Raw genomic sequence first — 24,246 nt, forward strand, 5'->3', positions numbered from 1 at the left:
ATCCCGTACCGCACAACGGCGCGCAGGCCCCGTTCCCCCGTAAGGCCACCACGATGGTCCGAGGAGATAGTTGACGATGACCGAGGCTGCCGCTCGGCGTACACCCGGAACACCTTGCTGGGTGAGCCTGATCGTGCACGGCCTGGACACGACCCAGAACTTCTACGCCGAGCTGTTCGGCTGGGAGTTCGGACCGGGCCCGGAGCAGTTGGGCCCGTACGTCCGGGCACTGATCGACGGGAAGGAGGTCGCGGGCATCGGACAGCTGCCACCCGACCGGCACCTTCCGATCGCCTGGACGACCTATCTGGCCACCGACGACGCCGATGTCACCGCGGAGACCATCCGTGCCTGTGGTGGCACGGTCGGTGTCGGACCGCTCGACGCGGGCGAGGCGGGCCGGATGGCCATCGCCTCCGACCCGGGCGGGGCAGTCTTCGGGATCTGGCAGGCGGCCCGGCACGGCGGCACCGCGCTGGCCGGAGCGCCCGGCACGCCCGTCTGGAACGAGCTGGTGACCCGGGAGACGGCGACGGTCGCCAAGTTCTACCAGGCGGTCTTCGGCTACGAGACGCGGGCCGTGGTCTCGGCCGACTTCGACTACCAGACCCTGCATCTGGACGGCCGCCCGGTGGCGTCGCTGCACGGCGTCGGCCACGGCCTGCCGCGGGACCGCGGCCCGCACTGGATGACGTACTTCGAGGTCGCCGACACGGACGAGGCGGCGCAGCACGTGGTGGAGCTCGGCGGGCACATCCTCCAGCCCCCCAGGGAGGGGTCCAACGGCCGGGTGGCGACGGTCGCCGATCCGGAGGGCGCGGCCTTCTCGATCGTGCGGTCCGCGAGGCGCTGACGCGAGCGGGGCCGGACGGGGGCTGCGGAAGCCCCCGTCCGGCCCTGTTCACCGTTGCGCCGCGAGCCAGTCGTACCAGTGGTCCAGGCCCTCGCCGGTGGTCGCGGAGACCGTCAGCACGCGCACGTCCGGGTTCACCGAGCGTGCGTGCCGCGCGCACTGCTCGACGTCGAAGTCGACGTAGGGCAGCAGATCGGCCTTGTTGATCAGGATCAGGTCGGCGGCGGCGAACATGTACGGATACTTCAGCGGCTTGTCCGTGCCCTCGGTGACCGAGATGATCACGACCTTGGCGCGCTCTCCCAGATCGAACAGGGCCGGGCACACCAGGTTGCCGACGTTCTCCACCATGAGCAGCGAGCCCTCGGCCGGGGTCAGCGCCGTGAGCGCGTCCCGCATCATCTCCGCGTCGAGGTGGCAGCCAGCCCCGGTGTTCACCTGCACCACGGCGCAGCCGGTGCGGCCGATCCGGTCGGCGTCGAGCCTGGTCTCCTGGTCGCCCTCGATGACGGCCAGGGGCCGGCGGCCGCCGAGAGCGGTGATGGTGCGTTCGAGCAGGGTGGTCTTGCCGGCGCCCGGTGAGCTCATCACGTTCACGGCAGCGATGCCGCGCTGCGTCATCCAGGTGCGGTTGCGGTCCGCGAGGAGGTCGTTCTTGGCGAGCACCTTCTGCTCGATGGTGACGGTCTCGCCCGCGCCGTTCGGCTGATTTCCGCGCGGACGAGGGTGCGGATGCGGGTGTGCGTGGCCGGGTTCATCGTCCTCCCGGAGCATCGTGATCCTGGTCCCGCCGGACTCCTCCGAGCAACCGCAGGTGCCGCACATGGTGGTTCAGCCCACTCTCATGGAAACGATCTGCAGTTCCTGTCCCGATGTGATCTCCACATCCGCGCTGCCGCAGGGACACAGCAGAATCAGGTCGGTCAGGGTGAATTCGACAGCGCAGGTACGGCAGCGGCCGGCACCGGGCGGCTGCTCGATCTCCAGCTCGGCCCCCTCTGCGGCCGTCCCCTCGGTGACCAGGCCGAAGCAGAACCGCATCGAGTCGGGCACCACGGCGGTGAGCACACCGACCCGGACGCGGACCGTGCGGACGGGGCGCCCCTCGGCGCGTTCGCACACCGAGTCGACGACGCTCTGTGTGATGGCCAGCTCGTGCACCGGTGCCTCGTCCTTTCCGGGGTGGCTCCGACCGTAGGACCGCGGCGGTCCCGGCCGGCGTCCGACCGGACCGGTGCCCGGCCGGATCACCCGAGCGGTCCACGGAGTGCGGTCATTCGGCCCCCGGGAATGGGGCGTGCGATGCGTTCGCCGTGTTGCCGGTCCACCCGAATCGAGGCGTGATGGTAGCAATGTGCGCGTACCCGTCCGTGGGGGCCGATGGCCGGTGGGCCGTCATTCTGAAAGGCGGCACTTCCATGCCGACAGAGGAAGCGGTAAAAGCGGAGGACACCCTGATCCACGTTCTGTGGATCAACGCGGGCCTGAGCTGCGACGGCGATTCCGTTTCACTGACCGCCGCCACTCAGCCGAGTATCGAGGAAATCGCACTCGGCGCCCTGCCCGGACTCCCGAAGATCGCCGTCCACTGGCCTCTCATCGATTTCGAGTGCGGCCCCAACGGCGGCGCGGATGATTTCCTCGAATGGTTCTTCAAGGCCGACCGCGGAGAGCTGGAACCGTTCGTCCTGGTCGTCGAGGGGTCCATTCCGAACGAGCAGTTGCACGACGAGGGGTACTGGTGCGGATTCGGTAACGATCCCGCCACCGGTCAGCCGATGACCACCAGCGAGTGGCTCGACCGGCTGACCCCGAAGGCCACCGCGGTCGTCGCGGTCGGCACGTGTGCGACGTACGGCGGCATCCACGCGATGGCGGGCAACCCGACCGGCGCGATGGGGGTGCCCGACTACCTGGGCTGGGACTGGAAGTCCAAGGCCGGGATCCCGATCGTGTGCGTCCCCGGGTGCCCGATCCAGCCGGACAACCTGTCGGAGACGCTCACCTACCTGCTCTACATGGCCACCGACCAGGCGCCGATGATCCCGCTCGACGACGCGCTGCGGCCGACGTGGCTGTTCGGTTCGACGGTCCACGAGGGCTGTGACCGGGCCGGGTACTACGAACAGGCCGACTTCGCGACGGAGTACGGCTCGCCCAAGTGCATCGTCAAGCTGGGCTGCTGGGGGCCGACGGTCAAGTGCAACGTGCCCAAGCGCGGCTGGATGAACGGCATCGGCGGCTGCCCCAACGTCGGGGGCATCTGCATCGGCTGCACCATGCCGGGGTTCCCGGACAAGTTCATGCCGTTCATGGACGAGCCTCCGGGCGGCAAGCTCTCGACCAACGCGGTCGGGCTGTACGGGTCGACGATGCGGCGGCTGCGCCGCATCACCACGCACACCCTGGACCGCGAACCGAAATGGCGTAAGCCCGGCACGGAACTCACGACCGGCGCCGCACGCACCTGGTAAGTATCCCGCACATCACCGCAACGGACAGAAAGATGAGGCGGCGCACATGACCGCGACGCAGCACAAGGGTGCCCGGGGAGGCCAGGGAAAGAACGACCTGGTCGAAATGGCGTGGGATCCCATCACCCGGATCGTCGGCAGCCTGGGCATCTACACGAAGATCGATTTCAAGCAGAAGGTGGTCGCCGAGTGCCACAGCACCAGCTCCATCTTCCGCGGCTATTCGGTCTTCATGAAGGGAAAGGACCCGCGGGACGCGCACTTCATCACGAGCCGCATCTGCGGAATCTGCGGTGACAACCACGCCACGTGTTCCTGTTACGCGCAGAACATGGCGTACGGAGTGAAGCCGCCGCACCTCGGTGAATGGATCGTGAATCTCGGCGAGGCCGCGGAGTACATGTTCGACCACAACATCTTCCAGGAGAACCTGGTCGGGGTCGACTACTGCGAGAAGATGGTCGCGGAGACCAATCCCGGGGTGCTGGAGCAGGCCAACCGCACCCCCTGCCCGCACGCCGACGACCACGGGTACAAGACGATCGGCGACATCATGCGGTCGCTGAACCCGTTCACCGGCGAGTTCTACCGCGAGGCGCTCCAGGTCAGCCGGATGACCCGGGAGATGTTCTGCCTGATGGAGGGGCGGCACGTCCACCCCTCCACGCTGTATCCCGGCGGCGTCGGCACCGTGGCGACCATCCAGCTGATGACGGACTACATCACCCGGCTCCAGCGGTACGTCGAGTTCATGAAGAAGGTCGTGCCGATGCACGACGACCTCTTCGACTTCTTCTACGAAGCCCTGCCGGGGTACGAGCAGGTCGGCAACCGGCGCATCCTGCTGGGCTGCTGGGGCTCCTTCCAGGACCCGGACCACTGCAACTTCGAGTACAAGGACATGACCGACTGGGGACGGAAGATGTACGTCACCCCCGGTGTCGTCGTCGACGGGAAGCTCGTCACCACCGACCTGGTGAAGATCAATCTCGGCATCCGCATCCTGCTCGGTTCGTCGTACTACAACGACTGGGACGAGCAGGAGACCTTCGTCTCCCACGACCCGCTCGGCAACCCGGTCGACCGGCGCCACCCGTGGAACCAGCACACCAACCCGCAGCCGCAGAAGCGGGACCTGGACGACAAGTACAGCTGGGTCATGTCGCCGCGGTGGTTCGACGGCAAGGACTACCTGGCGCTCGACACCGGCGGCGGACCGCTCGCGCGGCTGTGGACCACCGCGCTGGCCGGTCTGGTCGACATCGGCTACATCCAGGCCACCGGCCACAGCGTCAAGATCAACCTCCCCAAGACCGCGCTCAAGGGGCCGGTGGAGCTGGAGTGGCACGTCCCGAAGTGGAGCAACACCATCGAGCGCAACCGGGCGCGCAGCTACTTCCAGGCCTACGCGGCCGCCTGCGCGCTCCACTTCGCGGAGAAGGCGCTCGCGGAGATCAGGTCGGGGAACACCAAGACCTGGGAGAAGTTCGAGGTGCCGGAGGAGGCTGTGGGCTGCGGGTTCACCGAGGCGGTGCGCGGTGTGCTCTCCCACCACATGGTGATCCGGGACGGCAAGATCGCCAACTACCACCCGTATCCGCCGACTCCGTGGAACGCGAGTCCTCGTGACACCTACGGCACGCCGGGTCCCTACGAGGACGCCGTACAGGGCCAGCCGATCTTCGAGGAGAACGACCGGGAGAACTTCAAGGGCATCGACATCATGCGCACGGTGCGCAGCTTCGACCCCTGTCTGCCCTGCGGTGTGCACATGTATCTCGGCGAGGGCAAGAAGCTGGAACTGCTGCACTCCCCCACCCAGTCCGCGGGCAGCGAGTGATGGCGCGGGAGGAAGAACCCCCGCCGGCGCCGGACTGGCGGACGACCGGTGACCGCATCGACACCCTGATCGCCGCCAGCGGCTCCGGCGGCGCGGTCGCCCGTGAGCGCAGCGAGGAACTGGTCCGGCTGGTCGTCGACTTCTACGGGGCCGGTCTCGAGCGGCTGCTCGACCTCGTGCACGAGCAGGGGCGGCTGGACGACGGCGTCCTGGCGGCCCTGGCCGGCGACGATCTGGTGGCCAGTGTCCTGCTGGTGCACGGGCTGCACCCGTACGGCGTGGAGACGCGGGTCGAGCGGGCGCTGGAGAGTGTGCGGCCGTATCTGGGTTCGCACGGCGGTGATGTGGAGCTGCTCGCCGTCACCGAGGAGGGCACCGTCCGGCTGCGGTTGCTGGGCAGCTGCGACGGCTGCCCGTCGTCCTCGGTCACGCTCAAGCTGGCCGTGCAGGGTGCGGTGGAGGCGGCGGCTCCGGAGATCACCTCGATCGAGGTCGAGACCGCGGCCGAGCAGGAGTCCGGGGCGCCGGGGCCGCTGGTGCCGGTGGATTCGCTCTTCTCCCGGCTGCACACGGGTGCCGGAACGGTCCCGGACGACGGCGCGTCCTGGGAGGTCGTCCCCGAGCTGTCGGCTCTGGAGTCCGGTGCCGTGGCCCGGGTGGAGGTCGGCCGGATTCCGGTGGTGGTCTGCCGGGTGGGTGCGGATCTCTTCGCCTTCGAGGACCGGTGCGCGCGCTGCGAGCGGCCGTTCGAGGGCGCCGCGCTGGCTCGGCGGCTGGGCGGTGGGGCGGGGGACGCGATCCTGCGCTGCGCCGGCTGCAAGGCGCACTACGACGTGCGGCGGGCGGGTGTCTGCCTCGACGAGGACGGCGCGCACCTGGCCCCGCTGCCGCTGCTGTCGGACGGCGGCGAGGTCTGCGTATCGGTGCCCGCGGCGGTGGCGCCGTGATCGCGGCCGGCCGTTCCGCGTACCCGGCGTCCACGCTGCTGCGCCTCAGCCGCGACCGGCCGCCGCCGGCCGCCGGGGAGCGCTGCGAGATGTGTGCGGAGCCGATCGGCGAGAGCCACTCCCACGTGGTGAACCTCGACAGCCGGGCCCTGATGTGCGGCTGCAGGGCGTGCTATCTGCTGTTCACCGACGAGGGGGCGCAGTTGCGCTACCGGGCGGTTCCCGAGCGCTATCTGCACTTCGCCGGGCTGACCGTGGACGGGCGTGCCTGGGACGAGTTGCAGATTCCGGTCGGGCTCGCCTTCCTGTTCCGTAATTCGGTCCAGGACCGCATGGTCGCGTTCTATCCGGGTCCGGCCGGGGCCACCGAGTCGGAACTGCCGCTGGACGCCTGGGAGGCGGTCGTCGAGTCGAGCCCTGAGCTCGCCGGGCTGCGTCCCGATGTCGAGGCCCTGCTGATCCGGCGCACTCCGGAGAGCGGCGGTTCGTGCCATCTGGTGCCGATCGACGCCTGTTACGAGCTGGTGGGACAGCTGCGCACGCTGTGGCGGGGCTTCGACGGCGGCTCCGAGGCACGCGCCGCGATGGACGCCTTCTTCGCACGGGTCGCGGAGCGCAGCCGGCCGGCCGCGGGGATCGGGGCGCCGTGAACGACTTCGCGTTCTCCGTGCTCGACGTCTTCGCCGAGCCGTACGCGGCCGCGCCGCAGCTGACGGCGCGGCTGCGGATCGAGGAGCGGACGGGCCGGCGGATCCATGCCGTCGCGCTGCACTGCCAGGTCCGCATCGAGCCGCAGCGACGCCACTACGACGACGCCGAACAGAGCGGTCTGCACGCCCTGTTCGGCGGCCGGGAGCGCTGGACCGACACGCTGAAGCCGTTCCAGTGGATGAGCTGCGACACCACGGTGCAGGGGTTCAGCGGGGCCACCGAGGTGGACCTCGCGCTGCCCTGCACGTACGACTTCGACGTGATCGGCTCCCGCTATCTGCACGCCCTGGGAGAGGGTTCGGTCCCGCTCGCCCTGATGTTCTCCGGCACGGTCTTCACCCGGGGCAGCAAGGGCTTCGGGGTCGAGCAGGTGCCGTGGGACTGCGAGGCCCGCCACTCCATGCCGGTCCAGGTGTGGCGGGACATGGTGGCGGCGCACTTCCCGAACACCGGCTGGATCAGGCTGGACCACGAGGTGCTGGCGCGCTTCGCGGACTTCCGGGCCCGGCGCGGGCTGATCAGCTGGGACGAGACGGTCCAGGCCCTCCTGGCCGAGCACGACGAGGTGGTCCCGCGATGAGCCCTGACCGGATGTGTGCGCGAGAGGTGGCCCTGTGAGCCTTGACCAGGTGCGTTCGATCGCCGACGCCGTCCTGTACGAGGGGTACCTGCTCTACCCGTACCGCGCGAGCTCGCACAAGAACCGCTCGCGCTGGCAGTTCGGGGTCCTCGGCCCGCCGCACGCGACGGCGGCGAGTTTCGGCGAGCAGCCGGGGATGGAGACGCAGTGCCTGCTGGCACCGCACGACGGACCGGCGGCCGTCACCGTGCATCTGCGCTTCCTCCAGCTCCAGGTCCGCGAGGTGCGGAGCCTGGGCGCGGACGGGGTGGAGACACCGGTCGACCAGCTCACCGTCGACGGGGTCCCGGTGCTGTCCTGGGACGAGGCCGTCGAGCGGGAGGTCGTGCTGGCCGCGCTGCCGTTGGGTGAGCCGACGGACACCGTCCACGCGGTCCCCGGCGGTGAGGACAGCGAGCCGGTCACCGACGCGCGGGGCGCGGTGGTGGGCCGGATCGTGCGGCGGCGGCTGCCGTTGGCGGTCCGCATCCGTACGGAAGCCGTCGTGGACGACGGTTACGTACGCCTCTCGGTGGCGGTGCGCAACGAGCACCCGGAGCCGGCGGACACCAAGGACGCCGCGATCCGGGCCTCGCTGATCGGTGCGCATCTGCTGCTGCGGGCGCATGACGCCGGGTTCGTCTCGCTGCTCGAACCGCCCGCAGGGGCGGTGGGCGCCGCGGGGCGCTGCCGGCAGAGCAGGTGCTGGCCCGTGCTGGCCGGTCCGAAGGGGACGACGGACGTCCTGCTCGGCGCGCCGATCATCCTGTACGACTACCCGGAGGTCGCCGAGCAGAGCCCTGGTGCCCTGTTCGACTCGACCGAGATCGACGAGATCCTGACCCTCCGGGTGATGACCATGACGGAGGCGGAGAAGGCGGAGGCGCGGGCCACCGACCCGCGGGCCAGGGAGATCATCGACCGCTGCGACGGGATGTCCCCCGCCGGCCTCCAGCAGCTGCACGGCTTGCTGCGCGACCCGCACCGGCCGCGGCCCGGGGCCCCCGTGGAGCCGGCGCCGGACGTGCGGGACGTGGAGCCCGCCGCCTTCGACACCGCGGGCGCCCCCTGGTGGGACCCGGCGGCCGACGCCTCGGTGCGGCCGGGGAGCGACGCGGTGGTGATCGACGGGGTCAGGGTGGCCAAGGACAGCCTGGTCCGCGTCCATCCGTCCCGGCGTGCCGACGCGCAGGACCTGTTCTTCGCCGGCCAGGTGGCCCGGGTGACGGCGGTGCTCTCGGACGTGGACGGCGGCACGCACGTCGCCCTGGTCCTCGTCGACGACCCGGCATCGGACCTGCACGACTGGTACGGCCGCTACTTCTACTTCGCACCCGACGAGCTGACACCGCTGACCGTCGAGGAGACGGCGCGGCACCGAGAGGAGAACCGATCGTGAAGATCCTGGGCATCATCACCGCCGGCGTGGCGGCGGCCGTGGCGCTGGTCGCCGTGGGCGTCGGCATCAAGTCGATCCCCGATGTCCGCCGCTATCTGCGCATCCGCTCGATGTGAGCCGCCGGTCCCGATGACGAGAACGGCGAGGGAGACGGGGGCGGCCGAGGAGACGGGCACGGCCGCGCGGGTACTGGTGGCCGGCATCGGCAACCTGTTCCTCGGCGACGACGGCTTCGGCCCGGAGGCGGTCCGCCGGCTGGCCCGCGACGCCGGACTGCCGCCGCGGGTACGGGTGGTGGACTACGGCATCCGCGGCATGCACCTCGCCTACGACCTGCTGGACGGGTACGACGCGCTGGTGCTGGTCGACGCGTACCCGGGTGGCGGAGCGCCCGGGGAGCTGACGGTGCTGCGCATCGGCGCGGAGGACCTCGGTACGGGTGAATTCGACGCCCATGGGATGAATCCGGTCGCTGTCCTTGCAAACCTGGATCAATTGGGCGGTACTCTTCCGCTCACTTACCTCGTCGGCTGCACACCCGCCGGAGTCGAGGAGGGCATCGGGCTCAGCGAGGCCGTCGAGAGCGCGGTGCCCGAGGCCGTCCAGACCGTGCACACCCTGGTCCGGCAGCTCGTGCCGGCCGGACCAGCCCTACCGACACATCCGTGAAGAGCGCCGAACCCCGGAGATCCTGATCATGTGCCTAGGCATTCCTGGCCGCGTCGTGGAGATCGTGGACGGGTATGCGGGCCAGCTGGCTCTGGTCGACGTGGAGGGCGCCAGGCGCCGCGTCAACATCGGCATGCTCGACGAGGCACCCGGCTGCGACGACTGGGTGCTTCTTCACATGGGCTTCGCCGTCGAGCTCATCGACCGGGCGAAGGCCCGCGAGGCCCTGTCGGGCCTGGAGATGATGGGCCGCGGCCGGGCGGAGCGCGTCCGGCGCAGATTCGAGGTGCGCGGGGTCGTGCAGGGCGTGGGCTTCCGGCCCTTCGTCTACGTCACCGCCACCGAGCTGATGCTCACGGGCACGGTGACGAACACCGGCGACGGGGTGCTCGCCGAGGTCGAGGGAGCCTCCGACGCGGTGGAGGAGTTCGGCCGGCGGCTCCGTACCGACGCCCCGCCGCTCGCGGTCGTCGAGGACGTGCGCACCGGCGAACAGCCGGTCCGGGGCGGTACCGGCTTCACGATCGAGGAGTCCAGCGGAGGCGGCCGGGCCAGGACGCTCGTCGCGCCCGACACGGCGACCTGCCGGGACTGCCTCGACGAGCTGGCCGACCCGGCGAACCGGCGCCACCGCCACCCCTTCATCACCTGTACGCACTGCGGCCCCCGGTTCACGATCGTCACCGGCCTCCCGTACGACCGGGCCGCCACCACGATGGCGGACTTCGAGATGTGCGGGGCCTGCCGGACGGAGTACGAGGACCCCCGCGACCGGCGCTTCCACGCCCAGCCGATCGCCTGCCCCGACTGCGGGCCCCGGCTCGAACTGGTCGGCGGGGACGGCGTGCCCCGCTCCCGTGACGAGGACGCGCTGCGGGCCGCCCGGGAGCTGCTCGCCGGCGGCGGGATCATCGCGGTCAAGGGGCTCGGCGGCTACCACCTGGTGTGCGACGCCCGCGACGACGCGGCCGTGGCCGAGCTGCGCCGGCGCAAGCGGCGCGGCGGCAAGCCGTTCGCGGTGATGGTGTCGGGACTCGACGTGGCGCGGGAGCTGGTGACCGTCACGGCCGAGGAGGAGGAACTCCTGACCGGCGGCCGCCGCCCGATCGTTCTCCTTCCCCGACGGGGCGGGGCAGGTGTGTCCGACGCCGTGGCTCCCGGGAGTCCCGACCTCGGGCTGCTGCTCCCGTACACCCCGTTGCACGTCCTGCTCTTCGGCATCGGTGCCGACCGGCCGGGTCCGGACGCGCTGGTGATGACGTCGGCCAATCTGTCGGGCGAGCCGATCGTCACCGATGACGAGGCCGCGCTGAGCGTGCTGGCCCCGCTCGTCGACGGCTGGCTGCGGCACGACCGGCGCATCCAGGTGCCGTGCGACGACTCGGTCAGCCGCTGGGTGGCCGGTGCGGAGCTACCGGTCCGCCGGTCGCGCGGATACGCCCCGCTGCCGCTCGCCCTGCCCTTCGACGTGGAGCCGACGCTCGCCGTGGGCGCCGACCTCAAGAACACCTGCGCGCTGGCCGAGGGCCGCTACGCCTGGCTGAGCCAGCACATCGGCGACATGGACGACCTGTCCACGGTGGACGCGCTGACCCGGACCGAGAAGCACCTGGAGAACCTCACCGGGGTGGCGCCCGCCCGGCTGGTCGCCGACCGCCACCCCGGCTACCACTCCGCCGCCTGGGCCCGCGCGCACGCGGCCGGGAGGCCGGTCCGCACCGTGCAGCACCATCACGCGCATATCGCGTCCGTGATGGCCGAGCACGGTCTGGGCGCGGACGAGCGCGTGATCGGCATCGCCTTCGACGGCACCGGTCACGGCGACGACGGGGCGGCGTGGGGCGGCGAGGTCCTGGTCGCGGGGTACGCGTCCTTCCGCAGGGCCGCCCACCTGGCTTACGTACCGCTGGCCGGGGGCGACGCGAGTGTGCTGCGTCCGTACCGGATGGCTCTCGCGCACCTGTACGCGGCGGGCATCGCCTGGGACGCGGACATGCCCGCGGTCCGGGCGTGCCCGGCCGCGGAACGCGACGTGCTGGCGCACCAGTTCGCCACCGGGTTCGGCTGCGTGCCGACGTCGAGCATGGGCCGGCTCTTCGACGCCGTCGCGTCCCTGGCCGGCGTCCGGCACGAGGTGGCGTACGAGGCGGAGGCCGCCATGGAGCTGGAGGGCCTGGCCCGGGGCGCACACGGTGTGCCCGGCGCTCCCGGGAGCGGCTACCGCTTCGGTGTCCGGCCAGGAACGGACGACGGGACCGCTGTCGCCGATCCGGCCCCGGTCGTGCGGGCCGTCGTGTCCGACGTACGGGCGGGCGTTCCCGCCGGGCTGATCGCCGCGCGCTTCCACGCGTCCGTCGCCGCGCTGGTCACGGACCTCGCGGACCGCTGCCGCAAGCACACCGGTCTCGCCACCGTGGCTCTGGGCGGCGGTGTCTTCCAGAACGCCGTCCTGCTCGAAGCGGCGCAACGGGGCCTGGCGGAGCGGGGCTTCACGGTGCTGCGGCCCCGGCTGCTCCCGCCGAACGACGGCGGGATCGCCCTCGGCCAGCTCATGATCGCCGCGGCGGGCTGACCGCGCCGCGCTCCCGTACCCCAAGGGATCCACAGAGGAGAGAAGCCATGTGTCTCGCTGTTCCGGGGCGTGTCCTCAGTACCGCAGAAGTCGACGGCACCGTGATGGCCGAGGTCGACTTCGGCGGGGTGCGCAAAGAGGTGTGCCTCCAGTACATCCCCGACGCGGTCGTCGGTGAATACGTCATCGTGCACGTCGGATTCGCCATTCAGCGCCTCGACGAGGCCTCCGCCCAGGACACCCTGGCCAACTTCGAACGGCTCGGCATCCTCGCCGAGGAGTTCGGGGACGGCTTCGAGCTCGCCGCACAGCAGCGCACGTCACCCGAAGGAGCCGGCCGGTGAAGTACCTCGAAGAGTTCAGCGACCCCGATCTCGCGAAGAAGCTGATCGACCAGATCCATGCGGCCACCACCCGGAGGTGGGCGATGATGGAGGTCTGCGGCGGCCAGACCCACTCGATCATCCGGCACGGCATCGACCAGCTCCTCCCCGAGAGCGTGGAGATGATCCACGGTCCGGGATGTCCCGTCTGTGTGACCCCGCTGGAGATCATCGACCGCGCCCTGGCGATCGCCGCCCGCCCCGGTGTCATCTTCTGCTCGTTCGGCGACATGCTGCGCGTGCCCGGAAGCAGCCAGGACCTGTTCTCCGTCAAGAGCGCCGGCGGCGACGTACGGGTGGTGTACTCACCTCTCGACGCGCTGAGACTGGCCCGCGAGAACCCGGACCGTGAGGTCGTCTTCTTCGGGATCGGCTTCGAGACCACCGCCCCCGCCAACGCGATGACGGTGTACCAGGCCGAGCGGCTCGGGGTGCGGAACTTCTCGCTGCTGGTGTCCCACGTCCTGGTGCCGCCCGCCATCGCGGCGATCATGGAGTCCCCGGCCTGCCGGGTGCAGGCGTTCCTCGCCGCCGGTCATGTGTGCAGTGTGATGGGGACCTCCGAGTACCCTCCGCTGGCGCAGAAGTACAAGGTGCCGATCGTGGTCACGGGCTTCGAACCCCTGGACATCCTCGAAGGCGTCCGCCGGACCGTCCTCCAACTGGAGGCGGGCCGCCACGAGGTGGAGAACGCCTACCCCAGGGCCGTTCGCGACGAGGGCAACGCGCCCGCGATGAAGATGCTCGCCGATGTCTTCGAGGTGACGGACCGGACCTGGCGCGGCATCGGCGCGATTCCCCGCAGCGGCTGGCGGCTCTCCGGGAAGTACCGGGAGTTCGACGCGGAGCAGCGGTTCGACGTGACGGACATCCACACCGCCGAGTCCTCGCTCTGCCGCTCGGGCGAGGTGCTCCAGGGCCTGATCAAACCGCACCAGTGCGAGGCGTTCGGCAAGGAGTGCACACCGAGGAACCCGCTCGGCGCGACCATGGTGTCGTCGGAGGGCGCGTGCGCCGCGTACTACACCCACCGCCGCCTGGAACTGGTCGATGCGAAGTGACTGAGGCGATGCAGGACGTGACTGCCCCTGTGTGGGACTCGGCCGATCCCGTGCGGGACTTGGCCGGCCCGGCGCGCGACATCTCCGACGCGGCGCCGGGGCCGGCCGGACCGGACTTCGAGGGGTGGGCCTGCCCCGTACCGCTGCGGGACGTCCCGACCGTCGTAATGGGCCACGGTGGCGGCGGCGCGATGTCCGGCGAGCTGATCGAGCACCTGTTCCTGCCCGCGTACGGGGCCGCGGCGGCCGCCGAACTCGGTGACTCGGCCGTCCTGAGCGTCGGCACCGACACCCGGCTCGCCTTCTCCACGGACTCGTTCGTGGTGAAGCCGATGTTCTTCCCCGGCGGGTCGATCGGTGACCTGGCCGTGAACGGGACGGTCAACGACCTGGCCATGTCGGGGGCGACGCCCCTGTTCCTGTCGACCGCCTTCATCCTCGCGGAGGGCACCGAACTCAGCGTCCTCGGCCGGATCGCCCAGGCGGTGGGCCGGGCGGCCGAGGCCGCCGGCGTACGCCTGGTCACCGGGGACACCAAGGTCGTGGAGCGCGCCAGCGGCGACGGCGTCTACCTCAACACCTCGGGCATCGGTGTCGTGCCGTCCGGTGTCGACATCGGCCCGCGCCGGGCGCGCCCCGGCGACGCCGTGCTCGTCAGCGGTGACATCGGGGTGCACGGGGTGGCGGTGATGAGCTGCCGGCAGGGCCTGGAGTTCGGTACGGCCGTCGAGAGCGACACCGCTCCGCTGCACGGACTGGTCGCCTCCATGATCGCCACCGGCGCGGACGTCCATGTGCTCCGGGACCCCACGCGCGGGGGTGTCTCCGCGTCGCTGAACGAGATCGCCCGTGCCGCGGAGGTGGGCATCGAGCTGGTCGAGCGGCTGTTGCCGGTGCCGCCCGCGGTGCGGGACGCGTGCAGTCTGCTCGGGCTCGACCCGCTCCAGGTGGCCAACGAGGGCAAGCTGATCGCCATCGTTCCCGCCGCGGACGCGGACCGGGTGCTGGCCGCGATGCGGGCGCACCCGCTGGGCGGGTCCGCGTGCAGGATCGGCAGGTGCGTGCCGGATCACGCCGGGATGGTGGTCGCGAGGACAGGCCTGGGCGGGAGCCGGGTGATCGGGCTGCCGATCGGCGAACAACTGCCGCGGATCTGCTGAGTGAGTGGCGAACGGCTGCCGAAGGCCTGCCGCGTGGCGAACGACTACGACCGAGGATCTGCTGAGTGAGTGCTGAGGGCGCGCTGCTGTTCGCGCGATACGCCTACCCGCCCAACGAGCTCGGTTACTGCGGCCCCGCCGACGCGGCGGCCCTCCTGCGCCGGGAGGCGACCGCCGACATCGGGCGGCGGGCCCGGCAGTTCGAGGGGGCCTGGTGCTATCTCCAGTTCCTCGCGGAGACGGCCGGGCTCACGGACCCGCTCGATGTCCGGGTGGTCGAGGCCTACTGGATCGGCAACGAACTGCTGGAGCTGGCCGATCCCGCCGCCTTGGTGGAGCGCCTGACGGACCGTTTCCGCGGCCAGTCGGGCGGTACCTGGCGCGAGGCGGCGCGGCGGGCCCTGGCCCACCACAGCTTTCAGGTGTTCGAGGTGTATCCGTGGGCGCCGATGCTCCGGCCCGACGGAAATCCGACCGCCCTGTCCGTACTGGACCGCTGCCGCATCCGGACGGGCGTGGTGCTCACGGCCGGCAGCGAGGTGGCGACCGTACGGTCCCGTCCGCTGGTCTGGGACGGGACCGCGACCGCCACCGGCGACTGGCAGGAGGAGACCGTGCGCCTCTCGGCGGGCGGGCGGACACTGCTCGACGGCGTCTCCCCCGGTGACCGGGTGGCGCTGCACTGGGACTGGGTGTGCGACGTGCTCACCGATGAGCAGGCCCTGCGCATCGAGTCCTTCGAGGCGCGCACCCGCACCGGGCTGGGCCTGCTCGTTGCTCAGCCCGGCACCACCCCGGCTCAGGTCAGAGCGCGTTGATCTCCTCGTCGGACAGCACCCCGGCCCAGGTGCGTACCTCGTCGATGTCACCGTCGAGGTGGTGGGCCCCGGCCCCGTCGGCTGCGGAGTCCCGGCCGGCCTGGAGGAACCCCGTGGCTCCCAGGCGTCGGACGCCGCGTAGGGCGCGCTGTCGGCGAGGGCGCCATCGATCCAGAGCTGAACCTCGCCGGCCTTCTCGCCGTACTGGAGCAGCAGGGTCCGCGTGCCGCCCGCCGCCGGTGCGCTGAGCTCCGTCGTCCCCGCGTCCGGCTCGTCGAAGTGGGCCGCACCCGGGGCGTTTCCGTGGGGCCCCTGAACCCAACCGCGCGACCCGGACCGCACCCGAGTGCGAACCAGATCGGCGAACCGGCGCGAGCGACAGGTGAGACCCGGCCAACCCCCCGTACAAACCCTCACCCTAGAACAAGAGTTCGGCATCACCGGAGCGGCCGATGGGCTGCTTTCAGCCATCGAGTACCGGAAGCGGAACGCCGCCGCCCACCGCGGGCGAACGCGGTGTCAGGCAGGTGACACCGGCAGAACGTCGGGAGACAGGGCGCCCACACGGGCGGACGCGGCGGTCATGCGGCGCGAGTGGTGGCGGCGGCAGAGAACCTCGTAACCGACCTCGCCCGCCGGGCGGTTCACATCACCGACCACGACCTGGGCGCCCGCGACGACCATCTCCCCCTCTATCGTCCGCGCGTTGTGCGTCGCACGGGCCCCGCACCAGCACAGGGCCTCGACCTGGAGCTGCTCGACCCGGTCCGCCAGTTCGATCAGCCGCTGCGATCCGGGGAACAGCTTCGTACGGAAGTCCGTGGTGATACCGAAGGCGAAGACGTCCATCTCCAGGTCGTCCACGACGCGGGCCAGCTGATCGATCTGGTCCGGAGCCAGGAACTGCGCCTCGTCCACGATCACGTAGTCGACCCTGCCGCCCTTCGACAGCTGAGCGACCAGGTACGCGTACAGGTCCATCCCCCGGTCCGCCTCGACCGCGTCCGTCACCAGACCCAGCCGCGACGACAGCTTGCCCTCCCCCGCCCGGTCGTCCCGGGTGAAGATCACGCCCTGGAGGCCACGCGCCGACCGGTTGTGCCCGATCTGGAGCGCCAGAGTGCTCTTCCCGCAATCCATGGTTCCGGAGAAGAACACCAGCTCGGGCATGAGGGGTCGAGCACCTTTCGGGACGGGCGGGGGGGGCCGTGGAACGGGCCCGTACGGCCAGGAGGGCGCGTACGGGACTTTCGAAACACGCCTAAGAGCGTACTTCGAGGAGCGGGACCAACTGCTCGACGGGGGTCATCGAGCCGTGCATGCCCACCATCGCCGACTCGTGGGGCTCGTTGTCGGAGGCGGTGATCACCACGTCGTCGTGGGCCGCCGCGACGACGTCGCCGATCCGGCCGAGGGCCCGTTCGTCGATCCGGGGGCCGAACCAGCCCGCCGCGACGGCCTCGTCCCGGCTCGCCACCCAGAACTGCTCGCCGAGCACCTCGCGCCAGACGGTCAGCACATCGGCCTCGGCGCCCGGGACTGCGTACACATGGCGGGCGCGGCCCTCGCCGCCGAGCAGCGCGACGCCCGCGCGCAGCTCCCAGTCCGCGTCGAAGTCGATCCTGGACTGCTCGTCGAACGGGATGTCGATCATGCCGTGGTCGGCGGTGATGTACAGCGCCGAGCGCGGCGGGAGCTGCTCGGCGAGGCGCCGGGCCAGTCCGTCGACGTGCATCAACTGACCGCGCCAGGCGTCGGAGTCGACGCCGAACCGGTGCCCCATGCCGTCGACCTCGCTGTAGTACGTGTAGACGAGCGAGCGGTCACCGGCGGCCAGCCGCTCGGCGGCGACGTCCATCCGGTCCTCGCCGGTCAGCCGGCCGAGGAACGAGCCGCCGCTGAGCGCGACCTTGGTGAGCGGGGTCTGCTCGAAGGCGGGCGCGGAGACCTGCGCGGTACGCACTCCGGCCGCGTCGGCGCGAGTGAAGACAGTGGGGTGCGGCTGCCAGACCTTGGGCTGCGTCCACGGCCTCCAGCGGAGCTGGTTCATCAGCGCGCCGGTCTCCGGATTGCGCACCGTGTACCCGAGGAGGCCGTGCTCGCCCGGGGGCAGCCCGGTACCGACCGAGGCCAGCGAGGTCGCGGTGGTGGCCGGGAAGCCCGCCGTTATCGGGCGGCCCGTGCCGCCGCGCGAGGTGGGCAGCAGGGAGTACAGGAAGGGGGCCTCGTCCGGGTGCGCCCGGATCTGATCCCAGCCGAGGCCGTCGATCAGGAAGACGCAGTTCCGGTCGGCGGGGGTCAGCTCGGCGATCGCCGCCGTGAAACCGGGCACGCCCTGTCCCGCGACGAGCGTGGGCAGCAGATCGGCGAGCGAGCCGCTGCCGTACTCCGGTACCGGGGCGGTGTCGACGGACAGCAGGACGGGGTCCTGCCAGGCCGGCTGGACCATCAGCGGCCGGCCGCCGCGGTCGCGGCCGTGGCCTCGGAGAGCGCCTGGGCGAAGGCGAGGGTCTGGCGCACGGTGTCGGGGCCGTCGCCGGCCTCACTGACCCGCAGGCTCAGGTCGTCGGCGGTGGAGCTGCCGGTGTAGCCGTGGTCGGCCTCGCAGTTGGGGTCGCCGCAGGCGGCGGGCTCCAGGTCGATCCGGGAGACCGCGCCCCAGCCGATCGTCAGGACGACCTCACGGGGCAGCGTGCCGGGAACGTACTTCTCCGGGTTGGCCACGACACGGCTGACCACGACCGAGGAGATCCGGTCGAGCTTGACCGACTCGGTGGAGGTGGTGGCGTACGGCGTCGGGGAGCTGGTGTCGGCGTTCTGCTCGTCGGTGTGGCTGACGACGAAACGATTGTCCGTGAGCACCAGGACCGTGACGTGCCGGCGCACCTCGTTGGAGTCGAAGGTCGTCTCCTGGTGCACCAGGTACGAAGCGACCGGCTCACCGCCCACGGCGGCCTCCACCGCCTCGGCCACGAGGGCCGGGTAGTAGCCGCTGCGCTCGATCGCCGCGCGCAGCCCCTGGGTCGTCGTACCGGTCTTAGCCATACGGACCATCCTACGGGGGGCGGATGGCTGCCGGGGACGTCCTGTCCGCCCTCCCTGCCGGGCGGCGCCTGCAGGGGCGGTTCAGTAGTTGGAGAGGCGGCGGGGCCCGAGGTCGGTGCGGGCCGGGGGCGGCGACAGCCGGACGCTCGCTCCCAGGACGGTCAGCCCCTGGGTGGCGACCACGACCGGTTCCAGGGCGATGGAGACCACCTCGGGGTGGTCGTCGACCAGCAGGGAGACCCTGAGCAGCAGTTCTTCCAGCGCCTCGGTGTCCACGGGCGCCGAACCGCGCCAGCCGAAGAGGACCGGGGCGGCCCGGATCGAGCGGATCAGCTCGGCGGCGTCCCGGTCGGTGACCGGAACCAGCCGGTGGGCGGTGTCGCCGAGGAGCTCGGAGGGCGCACCCGCCAGGCCGAAGGAGAGGACGGCGCCCGCGGCCGGGTCGATCGTGGCCCGTACGACGGTGTCGACACCGCGCGGGGCCATGGCCTGCACGACGGGCCGGAGCTCGGCGGGCTTGCCGAGGAGATCGGTCAGTTCGCCGTACGCGCGGCGCACCGCGGACTCGGTGGCGAGGTCCAGCCGCACACCGCCGAGGTCGGCGCGGTGGCGCAGATGGGGTGCGGTCGTCTTCAGCGCGACCGGGTAGCCGAGCCGTGCGGCGGCGTCGACGGCCGCCTCCGCGTCGGGCGCCGGAAGCGTCGGCCGGACGGTGATGCCGTAGCAGGCCAGCAGCTCGCGGGCCTCGTCGTGCGCCAGGGGCCTGCCGCGCGGATCGGGGTCCTCGCCGAGCAGCGCCTCGATGCGGGCGGCCGCGCCCCGCTCGTCGATGGTGTCGTCGAGGAACTCGGGGACCTTGCCGGGGACCGCGGCCTGGCGTCGCCACTGGGCGTACTTCACGGCTTCTGCGAGCGCCCGGACGGCCCGTTCCGCGGCGGGGTAGGCGGGGATCCGGCCGGTGGTGCGGGCTCCCCCGGGGCCGGTCGCCGTCGGCGCGGCGTCCGTTCCGCCGGGCGGGGCCGGTGTGGCGGCGGGGGTGGCCGAGGGCCGTCCCGGCGCCGGGGCCGGGCGCTGCTGGGCCACCGTGCCGGTGGCGGCGGCCAGGGCCTCCGCCAGGCCGCCGATCTCGACGTGGACGACGGCCACCGGCTTGGCCGGCCCGGCGGCAGCGGCCGCGTGCAGGGCGGTGGCCAGCACCTCGCCGTCGCCCGGCTCCGCCTCGCCGTCCTCGCCCACCCACGGGATCGCCGTCACGACCACCGCGTCGCAGCCCTCGTCGGCCAGCGCCTCGGCCAGCGCGTCCCGGAAGTCCTGCGGGGTGGCGGCGGTGGTGAGGTCGCGCGGCGGACGCGGGCGCAGGCCCTCGGCCAGGCAGGCGTCGTACGTGAGCAGGCCGAGGGACTCGGAGTTGCCGAGGATCGCGACACGGCCGCCCGCCGGGAGCGGCTGGCCGGCGAGGAGCAGGCCCGCGTCGACCATCTCCGTCACCGTGTCGACGCGGATCACGCCCGCCTGCCGCATCAGCGCGGAGACCGTGGCGTCCGGGATCCGGCTGACGGGTACGGCGTGGCCCGGCGGGGTGGAGCCGCTGTGCCGGGCGCCCTTTACGACGACGACCGGCTTCACGGCGGCGGTACGCCGGGCGAGGCGGGTGAACTTGCGGGGGTTGCCGAGCGATTCGAGGTACAGCAGGGCGACGTCGGTGTCCGGGTCCTCGTACCAGTACTGGAGGAAGTCGTTGCCGGAGATGTCTGCGCGGTTGCCGGCGGAGATGAAGGTGGAGAGTCCGGCGCCGCGCCGGTAGAGCCCGGAGAGCAGGGCGATGCCGATCGCGCCGGACTGGGTGAACAGGCCGATGCGCCCGGAGGCGGGCCGTTCCGGTGCCAGGGAGGCGTTCAGCCGGACCGCCTCGGAGTTGTTGATGATGCCGAAGGCGTTCGGGCCGATGATCCTCATGCCGTACGAGCGGGCCTGGCGCACCAGTTCGCGCTGCCGTTCGCGGCCCTCCGCACCCCACTCGGCGTATCCGGCGGAGAGGACCACCAGGCCCTGGACGCCGTGTTCGCCGCAGTCCGCGACGGCCTCCGGCACCCGCTCCGCGGGTACGGCGACGACGGCGAGGTCGACGGGTTCGCCGATCTCGCCGAGGGAGCGGTGGGCGGGCACCCCGTCGATGGTGTCCTGGCCGTCGGCGAAGGCGCTGTTCACGGCGTAGGCGCGGCCGGTGAAGCCCGCGCCCAGGAGGTTGCGCAGGACGGTGCGGCCGACCCCGCCGGGGGTGCGCCCCACGCCGATGACCGCGACGGAGCCGGGTGCGAGCAGCCGCTGCACGGAGCGTGCCTCCGCGCGCTGTTCCCGGGCGCGCTGGACGGCGAGCGACTCCGCGGTCGGTTCGAGGTCCAGGGTGAGGTGGACGGAGCCGTCCTCGAAGCTGCGCTGCTGGGTGTACCCGGCGTCCCGGAACACCTTGATCATCTTGTTGTTGGCGGGCAGTACCTCGGCGGCGAAGCGCCGGATGCCGCGCTCGCGGGCGACGGCCGCGATGTGTTCGAGCAGTGTGGAGGCGACGCCGCGGCCCTGATGCGCGTCCTGGACGAGGAAGGCGACCTCGGCCTCGTCCGCCGGGGCCGACGCGGGCCTGCCCGTGGCGTCGATCCGGTCGAAGCGGACCGTGGCGATGAACTCGCCGCCCACCGTGACGGCGAGTCCCACCCGGTCGACGTAGTCGTGGTGGGTGAAGCGGTGGACGTCCTTGGCGGAGAGCCGGGGGTAGGGAGCGAAGAAGCGGTAGTACTTCGACTCCGGGGACACCTGCTCGTAGAAGCTGACCAGCCGTTCGGCATCGTCCGTGGTGATCGGCCTGATCCGCGCGGTGCCGCCGTCGCGGAGCACCACGTCCGCCTCCCAGTGGTCGGGGTAGACGTGATGCGGACTCTGCTCCGGAGAGGGCTCCATGGGCAAAGCGTACGGCTCTGTCAGCGGTCGCGTGGGTGTCGGGGCCGGGGCAGTCTGGGGGTGGCCGATCGACGGTTCGACCCGGCCCCGGCACCCGCGCGGACGGGCCGCGGGTCGGCCGGAGCATCGGGCACTGCATGAGAGACTGGTCTAGACAACCATTGATTCGTGAAGGGCAGAACCATGGCTGAGCGCCGCGTCAACGTCGGTTGGGCCGAGGGCCTGCACGCCCGCCCCGCATCCATCTTCGTCCGTGCCGCCACGGCCTCCGGCATACCCGTGACGATCGCCAAGGCCGACGGCAACCCGGTGAACGCCGCGTCCATGCTCGCGGTGCTCGGGCTCGGCGCCCAGGGCGGCGAGGAGATCGTCCTCGCGTCCGACGCCGACAACGCCGAAGCCGCTCTGGACCGCCTGTCCAAGCTGGTCGCCGAGGGGCTCGACGAGCTTCCGGAGACCGTCTGACCCAGCGGTCACGACCGCCGGAATTCTTGCGAAAGAGCCGCGACACCCCCGACCGGGAGTCGCGGCTCTTTCGTGTGCGCGGGAATGACGGATCACAGATAAAGACCCGCGCGTCAGAATTCAGAGCAGCAAGAAGAAAGCCCCACTGAATGCCTGCTCTTTGTATACGGCCCTCTTGTTAATGCCGGCCGCTCGGGGTGTTTACGGCATGTTGCGAAGTCCTCACCCGGCCGGCACGGGGGATGGCGGCGGCACCCGGCAGGTCGGGGCGGCGCAGCCGGTGCGCGGCGGTGGCCCGCTCGGCGTGCTGGGCGGCCAGCGCCCGCGCGCGTTCCGCGTCGCCGCGCGCCACGGCGTCCACGATGGCCCCGTGCTCGGCCCAGGAGTCGGCGGGGCGGGCCGGCTGGTCGACCGCGTACATCCAGGCGATCTTGTGCCGGAGCTGGGTGAGCAGTGCGATCAGGCCGGGGCTGCCGGAGGCCTGGGCCAGGGTCTCGTGGAACCAGCCGCCCAGTGACCGCAGGTCCTCGCCCTCGCCCCGGCGGGCCCGCTCCTGCCCCAGCCTGACCAGGCCGCGCAGCACCTTGAGGTGGGCGTCGGTGCGGCGCTGGGCGGCACGGGCCGCGCCGAGCGGCTCCAGCAGCATCCGGACCTCCAGCAGGTCGGCGGCCTCCTGCTCGTCGGGCTCGGCGACGCAGGCCCCGGCATGCCTGCGGGTGACCACGAAGCCCTCGGACTCCAGGGTGCGCAGCGCTTCGCGCACCGGGACGCGGGAGACCCCGTAACGGCGTGCGAGCACCTCCTCGGTGAGTCGGCTGCCGCGCTCGAAGACACCGGAGACGATGTCGTCACGGATTGCCGTGCATACCGAATGCGCCGGAATGCGCATGTCCGAACCTCCGCCTTAATCCCCGCGGAACGCGGCCGATCGACGCCTGTCCTGTGACTCTATTGCAATGCGCTCGTATTTCCGATGCCGGGTCGAAATTCATGAATATCTTTTGGGCACGACGAAGGCCCCGGCGGGCTGCGGGGCCTTTCACCGAGGTGCTTCGTGCCGGTCAGACGGTGACGCCGTGGGCGCGCAGATAGGCGACCGGGTCCATGTCGGAGCCGTACGACGGCGTGGTCCGGGCCTCGAAGTGGAGGTGCGGTCCGGTGGAGTTGCCGGTGGAGCCGGAGAGGCCGATCCGCTGCCCCTGCCCGACGCTCTGGCCGACGGAGACGCCGATCGAGGAGAGGTGGCCGTACTGGGTGTACGTGCCGTCCGTCATCCGGAGCACGATGTTGTTGCCGTACGCGCCGCCCCAGCCGGCCTCGACGACCGTACCCGCGCCGACGGCGACGACCGAGCTGCCGGACACGGCGTGGAAGTCGATGCCGGAGTGGCTGCCGGAGGACCACAGGGAGCCGCCGGCCTGGTAGCCGGTGCTCACGCGGGAACCCGCGACGGGGAGCTGGAAGGTGCCCAGCCGGGCGCGCTCGGCGGAGCGGGCGACACGCACCTCGCCCGCACGGGCCTCCTCGGCCTTGGCGGCGGCCTCGGCCTTCGCGGCAGCCCTGGCCCTGGCGTCGGCCTTCTTCTTGGCGTCCGCCTTCTTCTTCGCCTCGGCCTTCGCCCTGGCTTCCGCCTTCGCCTTCGCGGCGGCGTCGGCCTGGTGCCGCTGCGCGTCCGCCTGCGCGTCGATCCGGTCGGCCAGGTCGCCCTCGATGGCGATGAGCTGGGAGAGGCCTGCCTCTTCGGCGTCGGGGGTCTCGGTGTCGGCGGCGAGGGCCGGGGAGGCCAGGGAGCCGATGACGCCGGTGGTGGCCAGGGTCGCGATGCCGACGGCCTTCGCGCCGCAGCGCGTCAGACGGCTCGGGGCACGGTGCTTCCCGGTGGCACGGGTGAACGCCATGAAGTGGCTGGTCCTTTCCTTCCTTCTCGCCTACCGGGTTAGCTGACGGGTTCGGAGCAGGAAGGTCTCCTACGGATCCCCCGGCCTCACCGAGGCATGGGCATCCGATTCACCCCAGGGACTGCGCGGGTCCCCGGCTCCCCCGGCTCGCGCCTGACGGGGACTCGGCGATGGCTGCCCGGTACGTCGCGGATGCGGCATACGAGTGACGGACAGCCGGGCCGACGTTAAACGGGGGCACTTCCCCACACCAAACGGACAGGCGGTTTTGTAGCACATCCCACAGGGCGGACAGGCAACCTCCCCCGCAAAACCGGACAAAAGAGGAAGGCCCCGGCGGTCAGTGATCCGCCAGGACCTTCCTTTTGTCCCGTTAC

23 protein-coding genes and 1 riboswitch are annotated in these 24,246 nt (G+C 71.5%); of the genes, 15 read left to right on the forward strand and 8 right to left on the reverse strand.

Annotation, left to right across the window (positions count from 1 at the left end; translation table 11 throughout):
- The first annotated feature begins 76 nt into the window (after positions 1-76).
- Positions 77-853: a VOC family protein gene (locus ACIQM0_RS28855; RefSeq protein ID WP_401292092.1), complete on the forward strand. Its 777-nt coding sequence runs from the start codon at positions 77-79 to the stop codon at positions 851-853.
- Positions 854-901: 48 nt separating this feature from the next.
- On the opposite strand, the gene hypB is transcribed toward ACIQM0_RS28855, so the two are convergent.
- Together hypB and ACIQM0_RS28865 are read right to left on the reverse strand one after the other, a co-directional pair.
- Positions 902-1,627 (reverse strand): hydrogenase nickel incorporation protein HypB, encoded by a 726-nt coding sequence (gene hypB / locus ACIQM0_RS28860; protein ID WP_401292095.1) that lies wholly within the window; start codon positions 1,625-1,627, stop codon positions 902-904.
- Between the two features lie 57 nt (positions 1,628-1,684).
- Positions 1,685-2,014 (reverse strand): hydrogenase maturation nickel metallochaperone HypA, encoded by a 330-nt coding sequence (locus ACIQM0_RS28865; protein ID WP_327339388.1) that lies wholly within the window; start codon positions 2,012-2,014, stop codon positions 1,685-1,687.
- Between the two features lie 257 nt (positions 2,015-2,271).
- On the opposite strand from ACIQM0_RS28865, the gene ACIQM0_RS28870 reads away from it, so the two are divergent.
- The 13 genes from ACIQM0_RS28870 to ACIQM0_RS28930 all read left to right on the forward strand — a co-directional run bounded on the left by ACIQM0_RS28870 (position 2,272) and on the right by ACIQM0_RS28930 (position 15,506).
- Positions 2,272-3,327: a hydrogenase expression protein HypE gene (locus tag ACIQM0_RS28870; RefSeq protein ID WP_401292098.1), complete on the forward strand. Its 1,056-nt coding sequence runs from the start codon at positions 2,272-2,274 to the stop codon at positions 3,325-3,327.
- A gap of 46 nt (positions 3,328-3,373) precedes the next feature.
- Entirely contained in the window at positions 3,374-5,167 is a 1,794-nt protein-coding gene (locus ACIQM0_RS28875) for a nickel-dependent hydrogenase large subunit (RefSeq protein WP_401292100.1), read from the forward strand.
- The gene (locus ACIQM0_RS28880) at positions 5,167-6,114 is read left to right on the forward strand and encodes a NifU family protein (protein ID WP_401292102.1); all 948 of its coding nucleotides are present in this window, start codon (positions 5,167-5,169) and stop codon (positions 6,112-6,114) included. The genes ACIQM0_RS28875 and ACIQM0_RS28880 overlap by 1 nt, the downstream gene beginning before the upstream one ends.
- The gene (locus ACIQM0_RS28885) at positions 6,111-6,764 is read left to right on the forward strand and encodes a DUF5947 family protein (RefSeq protein WP_401292104.1); all 654 of its coding nucleotides are present in this window, start codon (positions 6,111-6,113) and stop codon (positions 6,762-6,764) included. Before ACIQM0_RS28880 ends, ACIQM0_RS28885 begins: the two co-directional genes overlap by 4 nt.
- Positions 6,761-7,405 carry a DUF6084 family protein gene (locus ACIQM0_RS28890; protein ID WP_401292106.1) on the forward strand — a complete coding sequence of 215 codons (645 nt, stop codon included), beginning with the start codon at positions 6,761-6,763 and terminating at the stop codon, positions 7,403-7,405. The genes ACIQM0_RS28885 and ACIQM0_RS28890 overlap by 4 nt, the downstream gene beginning before the upstream one ends.
- A 34-nt stretch (positions 7,406-7,439) precedes the next feature.
- A complete protein-coding gene (locus ACIQM0_RS28895) occupies positions 7,440-8,843 on the forward strand; it encodes a hypothetical protein (RefSeq protein ID WP_401292107.1) in 1,404 nt (467 codons plus the stop codon).
- Complete coding sequence (locus ACIQM0_RS28900; RefSeq protein ID WP_385030265.1) at positions 8,840-8,959, forward strand: DUF6893 family small protein; 120 nt, start codon at positions 8,840-8,842, stop codon at positions 8,957-8,959. Before ACIQM0_RS28895 ends, ACIQM0_RS28900 begins: the two co-directional genes overlap by 4 nt.
- A gap of 13 nt (positions 8,960-8,972) precedes the next feature.
- Complete coding sequence (locus ACIQM0_RS28905) at positions 8,973-9,512, forward strand: hydrogenase maturation protease (protein ID WP_401292110.1); 540 nt, start codon at positions 8,973-8,975, stop codon at positions 9,510-9,512.
- Positions 9,513-9,540: 28 nt separating this feature from the next.
- A complete protein-coding gene (gene hypF / locus ACIQM0_RS28910) occupies positions 9,541-12,084 on the forward strand; it encodes a carbamoyltransferase HypF (RefSeq protein WP_401292112.1) in 2,544 nt (847 codons plus the stop codon).
- A 47-nt stretch (positions 12,085-12,131) separates the two neighbouring features.
- The gene (locus ACIQM0_RS28915; RefSeq protein ID WP_363026014.1) at positions 12,132-12,428 is read left to right on the forward strand and encodes a HypC/HybG/HupF family hydrogenase formation chaperone; all 297 of its coding nucleotides are present in this window, start codon (positions 12,132-12,134) and stop codon (positions 12,426-12,428) included.
- On the forward strand, positions 12,425-13,528 hold the full coding sequence (gene hypD, locus ACIQM0_RS28920) for a hydrogenase formation protein HypD (RefSeq protein ID WP_401292115.1): 1,104 nt from the start codon (positions 12,425-12,427) through the stop codon (positions 13,526-13,528). Before ACIQM0_RS28915 ends, hypD begins: the two co-directional genes overlap by 4 nt.
- Positions 13,529-13,695: 167 nt before the next feature.
- Positions 13,696-14,688 carry a hydrogenase expression/formation protein HypE gene (hypE, locus tag ACIQM0_RS28925; RefSeq protein WP_401292285.1) on the forward strand — a complete coding sequence of 331 codons (993 nt, stop codon included), beginning with the start codon at positions 13,696-13,698 and terminating at the stop codon, positions 14,686-14,688.
- Positions 14,689-14,753: 65 nt separating this feature from the next.
- A complete protein-coding gene (locus tag ACIQM0_RS28930; protein WP_401292117.1) occupies positions 14,754-15,506 on the forward strand; it encodes a DUF6390 family protein in 753 nt (250 codons plus the stop codon).
- Positions 15,507-16,025: 519 nt separating this feature from the next.
- Here the strand turns inward: ACIQM0_RS28930 and ACIQM0_RS28935 are convergent.
- From ACIQM0_RS28935 to ACIQM0_RS28950, 4 genes are all read right to left on the reverse strand, one after another.
- Positions 16,026-16,676 (reverse strand): thymidine kinase, encoded by a 651-nt coding sequence (locus ACIQM0_RS28935; RefSeq protein WP_363026021.1) that lies wholly within the window; start codon positions 16,674-16,676, stop codon positions 16,026-16,028.
- 91 nt (positions 16,677-16,767) lie between these two features.
- Entirely contained in the window at positions 16,768-17,955 is a 1,188-nt protein-coding gene (locus ACIQM0_RS28940; protein ID WP_401292119.1) for an alkaline phosphatase family protein, read from the reverse strand.
- On the reverse strand, positions 17,955-18,551 hold the full coding sequence (locus tag ACIQM0_RS28945; protein WP_123462856.1) for a DUF5998 family protein: 597 nt from the start codon (positions 18,549-18,551) through the stop codon (positions 17,955-17,957). Before ACIQM0_RS28945 ends, ACIQM0_RS28940 begins: the two co-directional genes overlap by 1 nt.
- Positions 18,552-18,632: 81 nt before the next feature.
- Positions 18,633-21,506: a GNAT family N-acetyltransferase gene (locus ACIQM0_RS28950; RefSeq protein ID WP_401292122.1), complete on the reverse strand. Its 2,874-nt coding sequence runs from the start codon at positions 21,504-21,506 to the stop codon at positions 18,633-18,635.
- A 183-nt stretch (positions 21,507-21,689) separates the two neighbouring features.
- Here ACIQM0_RS28950 and ACIQM0_RS28955 point away from each other — a divergent pair, with 183 nt between their 5' ends.
- On the forward strand, positions 21,690-21,971 hold the full coding sequence (locus ACIQM0_RS28955) for an HPr family phosphocarrier protein (protein ID WP_266410823.1): 282 nt from the start codon (positions 21,690-21,692) through the stop codon (positions 21,969-21,971).
- Positions 21,972-22,149: 178 nt separating this feature from the next.
- Here the strand turns inward: ACIQM0_RS28955 and ACIQM0_RS28960 are convergent, their stop codons facing one another.
- Positions 22,150-22,860: a GntR family transcriptional regulator gene (locus ACIQM0_RS28960; RefSeq protein ID WP_401292125.1), complete on the reverse strand. Its 711-nt coding sequence runs from the start codon at positions 22,858-22,860 to the stop codon at positions 22,150-22,152.
- A gap of 172 nt (positions 22,861-23,032) precedes the next feature.
- Complete coding sequence (locus tag ACIQM0_RS28965) at positions 23,033-23,869, reverse strand: M23 family metallopeptidase (protein WP_401292127.1); 837 nt, start codon at positions 23,867-23,869, stop codon at positions 23,033-23,035.
- Positions 23,870-23,882: 13 nt separating this feature from the next.
- Positions 23,883-24,049: riboswitch (cyclic di-AMP (ydaO/yuaA leader) on the reverse strand.
- Positions 24,050-24,246: the final 197 nt, after the last annotated feature.

The organism is Streptomyces sp. NPDC091387 (genome assembly GCF_044756945.1).
GTDB lineage: Bacteria > Actinomycetota > Actinomycetes > Streptomycetales > Streptomycetaceae > Streptomyces.

What these genes read in the sequence shown, in the direction of transcription:
- ACIQM0_RS28855 (WP_401292092.1), top strand. Translation starts at nt 77, where the DNA reads ATGACCGAGGCTGCCGCTCGGCGTACACCCGGAACACCTTGCTGGGTG.
- hypB (WP_401292095.1), bottom strand. Translation starts at nt 1,627, where the DNA reads ATGCTCCGGGAGGACGATGAACCCGGCCACGCACACCCGCATCCGCAC.
- ACIQM0_RS28870 (WP_401292098.1), top strand. Translation starts at nt 2,272, where the DNA reads ATGCCGACAGAGGAAGCGGTAAAAGCGGAGGACACCCTGATCCACGTT.
- ACIQM0_RS28875 (WP_401292100.1), top strand. Translation starts at nt 3,374, where the DNA reads ATGACCGCGACGCAGCACAAGGGTGCCCGGGGAGGCCAGGGAAAGAAC.
- ACIQM0_RS28880 (WP_401292102.1), top strand. Translation starts at nt 5,167, where the DNA reads ATGGCGCGGGAGGAAGAACCCCCGCCGGCGCCGGACTGGCGGACGACC.
- ACIQM0_RS28905 (WP_401292110.1), top strand. Translation starts at nt 8,973, where the DNA reads ATGACGAGAACGGCGAGGGAGACGGGGGCGGCCGAGGAGACGGGCACG.
- hypF (WP_401292112.1), top strand. Translation starts at nt 9,541, where the DNA reads ATGTGCCTAGGCATTCCTGGCCGCGTCGTGGAGATCGTGGACGGGTAT.
- ACIQM0_RS28915 (WP_363026014.1), top strand. Translation starts at nt 12,132, where the DNA reads ATGTGTCTCGCTGTTCCGGGGCGTGTCCTCAGTACCGCAGAAGTCGAC.
- hypE (WP_401292285.1), top strand. Translation starts at nt 13,696, where the DNA reads ATGGGCCACGGTGGCGGCGGCGCGATGTCCGGCGAGCTGATCGAGCAC.
- ACIQM0_RS28935 (WP_363026021.1), bottom strand. Translation starts at nt 16,676, where the DNA reads ATGCCCGAGCTGGTGTTCTTCTCCGGAACCATGGATTGCGGGAAGAGC.
- ACIQM0_RS28940 (WP_401292119.1), bottom strand. Translation starts at nt 17,955, where the DNA reads ATGGTCCAGCCGGCCTGGCAGGACCCCGTCCTGCTGTCCGTCGACACC.
- ACIQM0_RS28945 (WP_123462856.1), bottom strand. Translation starts at nt 18,551, where the DNA reads ATGGCTAAGACCGGTACGACGACCCAGGGGCTGCGCGCGGCGATCGAG.
- ACIQM0_RS28950 (WP_401292122.1), bottom strand. Translation starts at nt 21,506, where the DNA reads ATGGAGCCCTCTCCGGAGCAGAGTCCGCATCACGTCTACCCCGACCAC.
- ACIQM0_RS28955 (WP_266410823.1), top strand. Translation starts at nt 21,690, where the DNA reads ATGGCTGAGCGCCGCGTCAACGTCGGTTGGGCCGAGGGCCTGCACGCC.
- ACIQM0_RS28960 (WP_401292125.1), bottom strand. Translation starts at nt 22,860, where the DNA reads ATGCGCATTCCGGCGCATTCGGTATGCACGGCAATCCGTGACGACATC.
- ACIQM0_RS28965 (WP_401292127.1), bottom strand. Translation starts at nt 23,869, where the DNA reads ATGGCGTTCACCCGTGCCACCGGGAAGCACCGTGCCCCGAGCCGTCTG.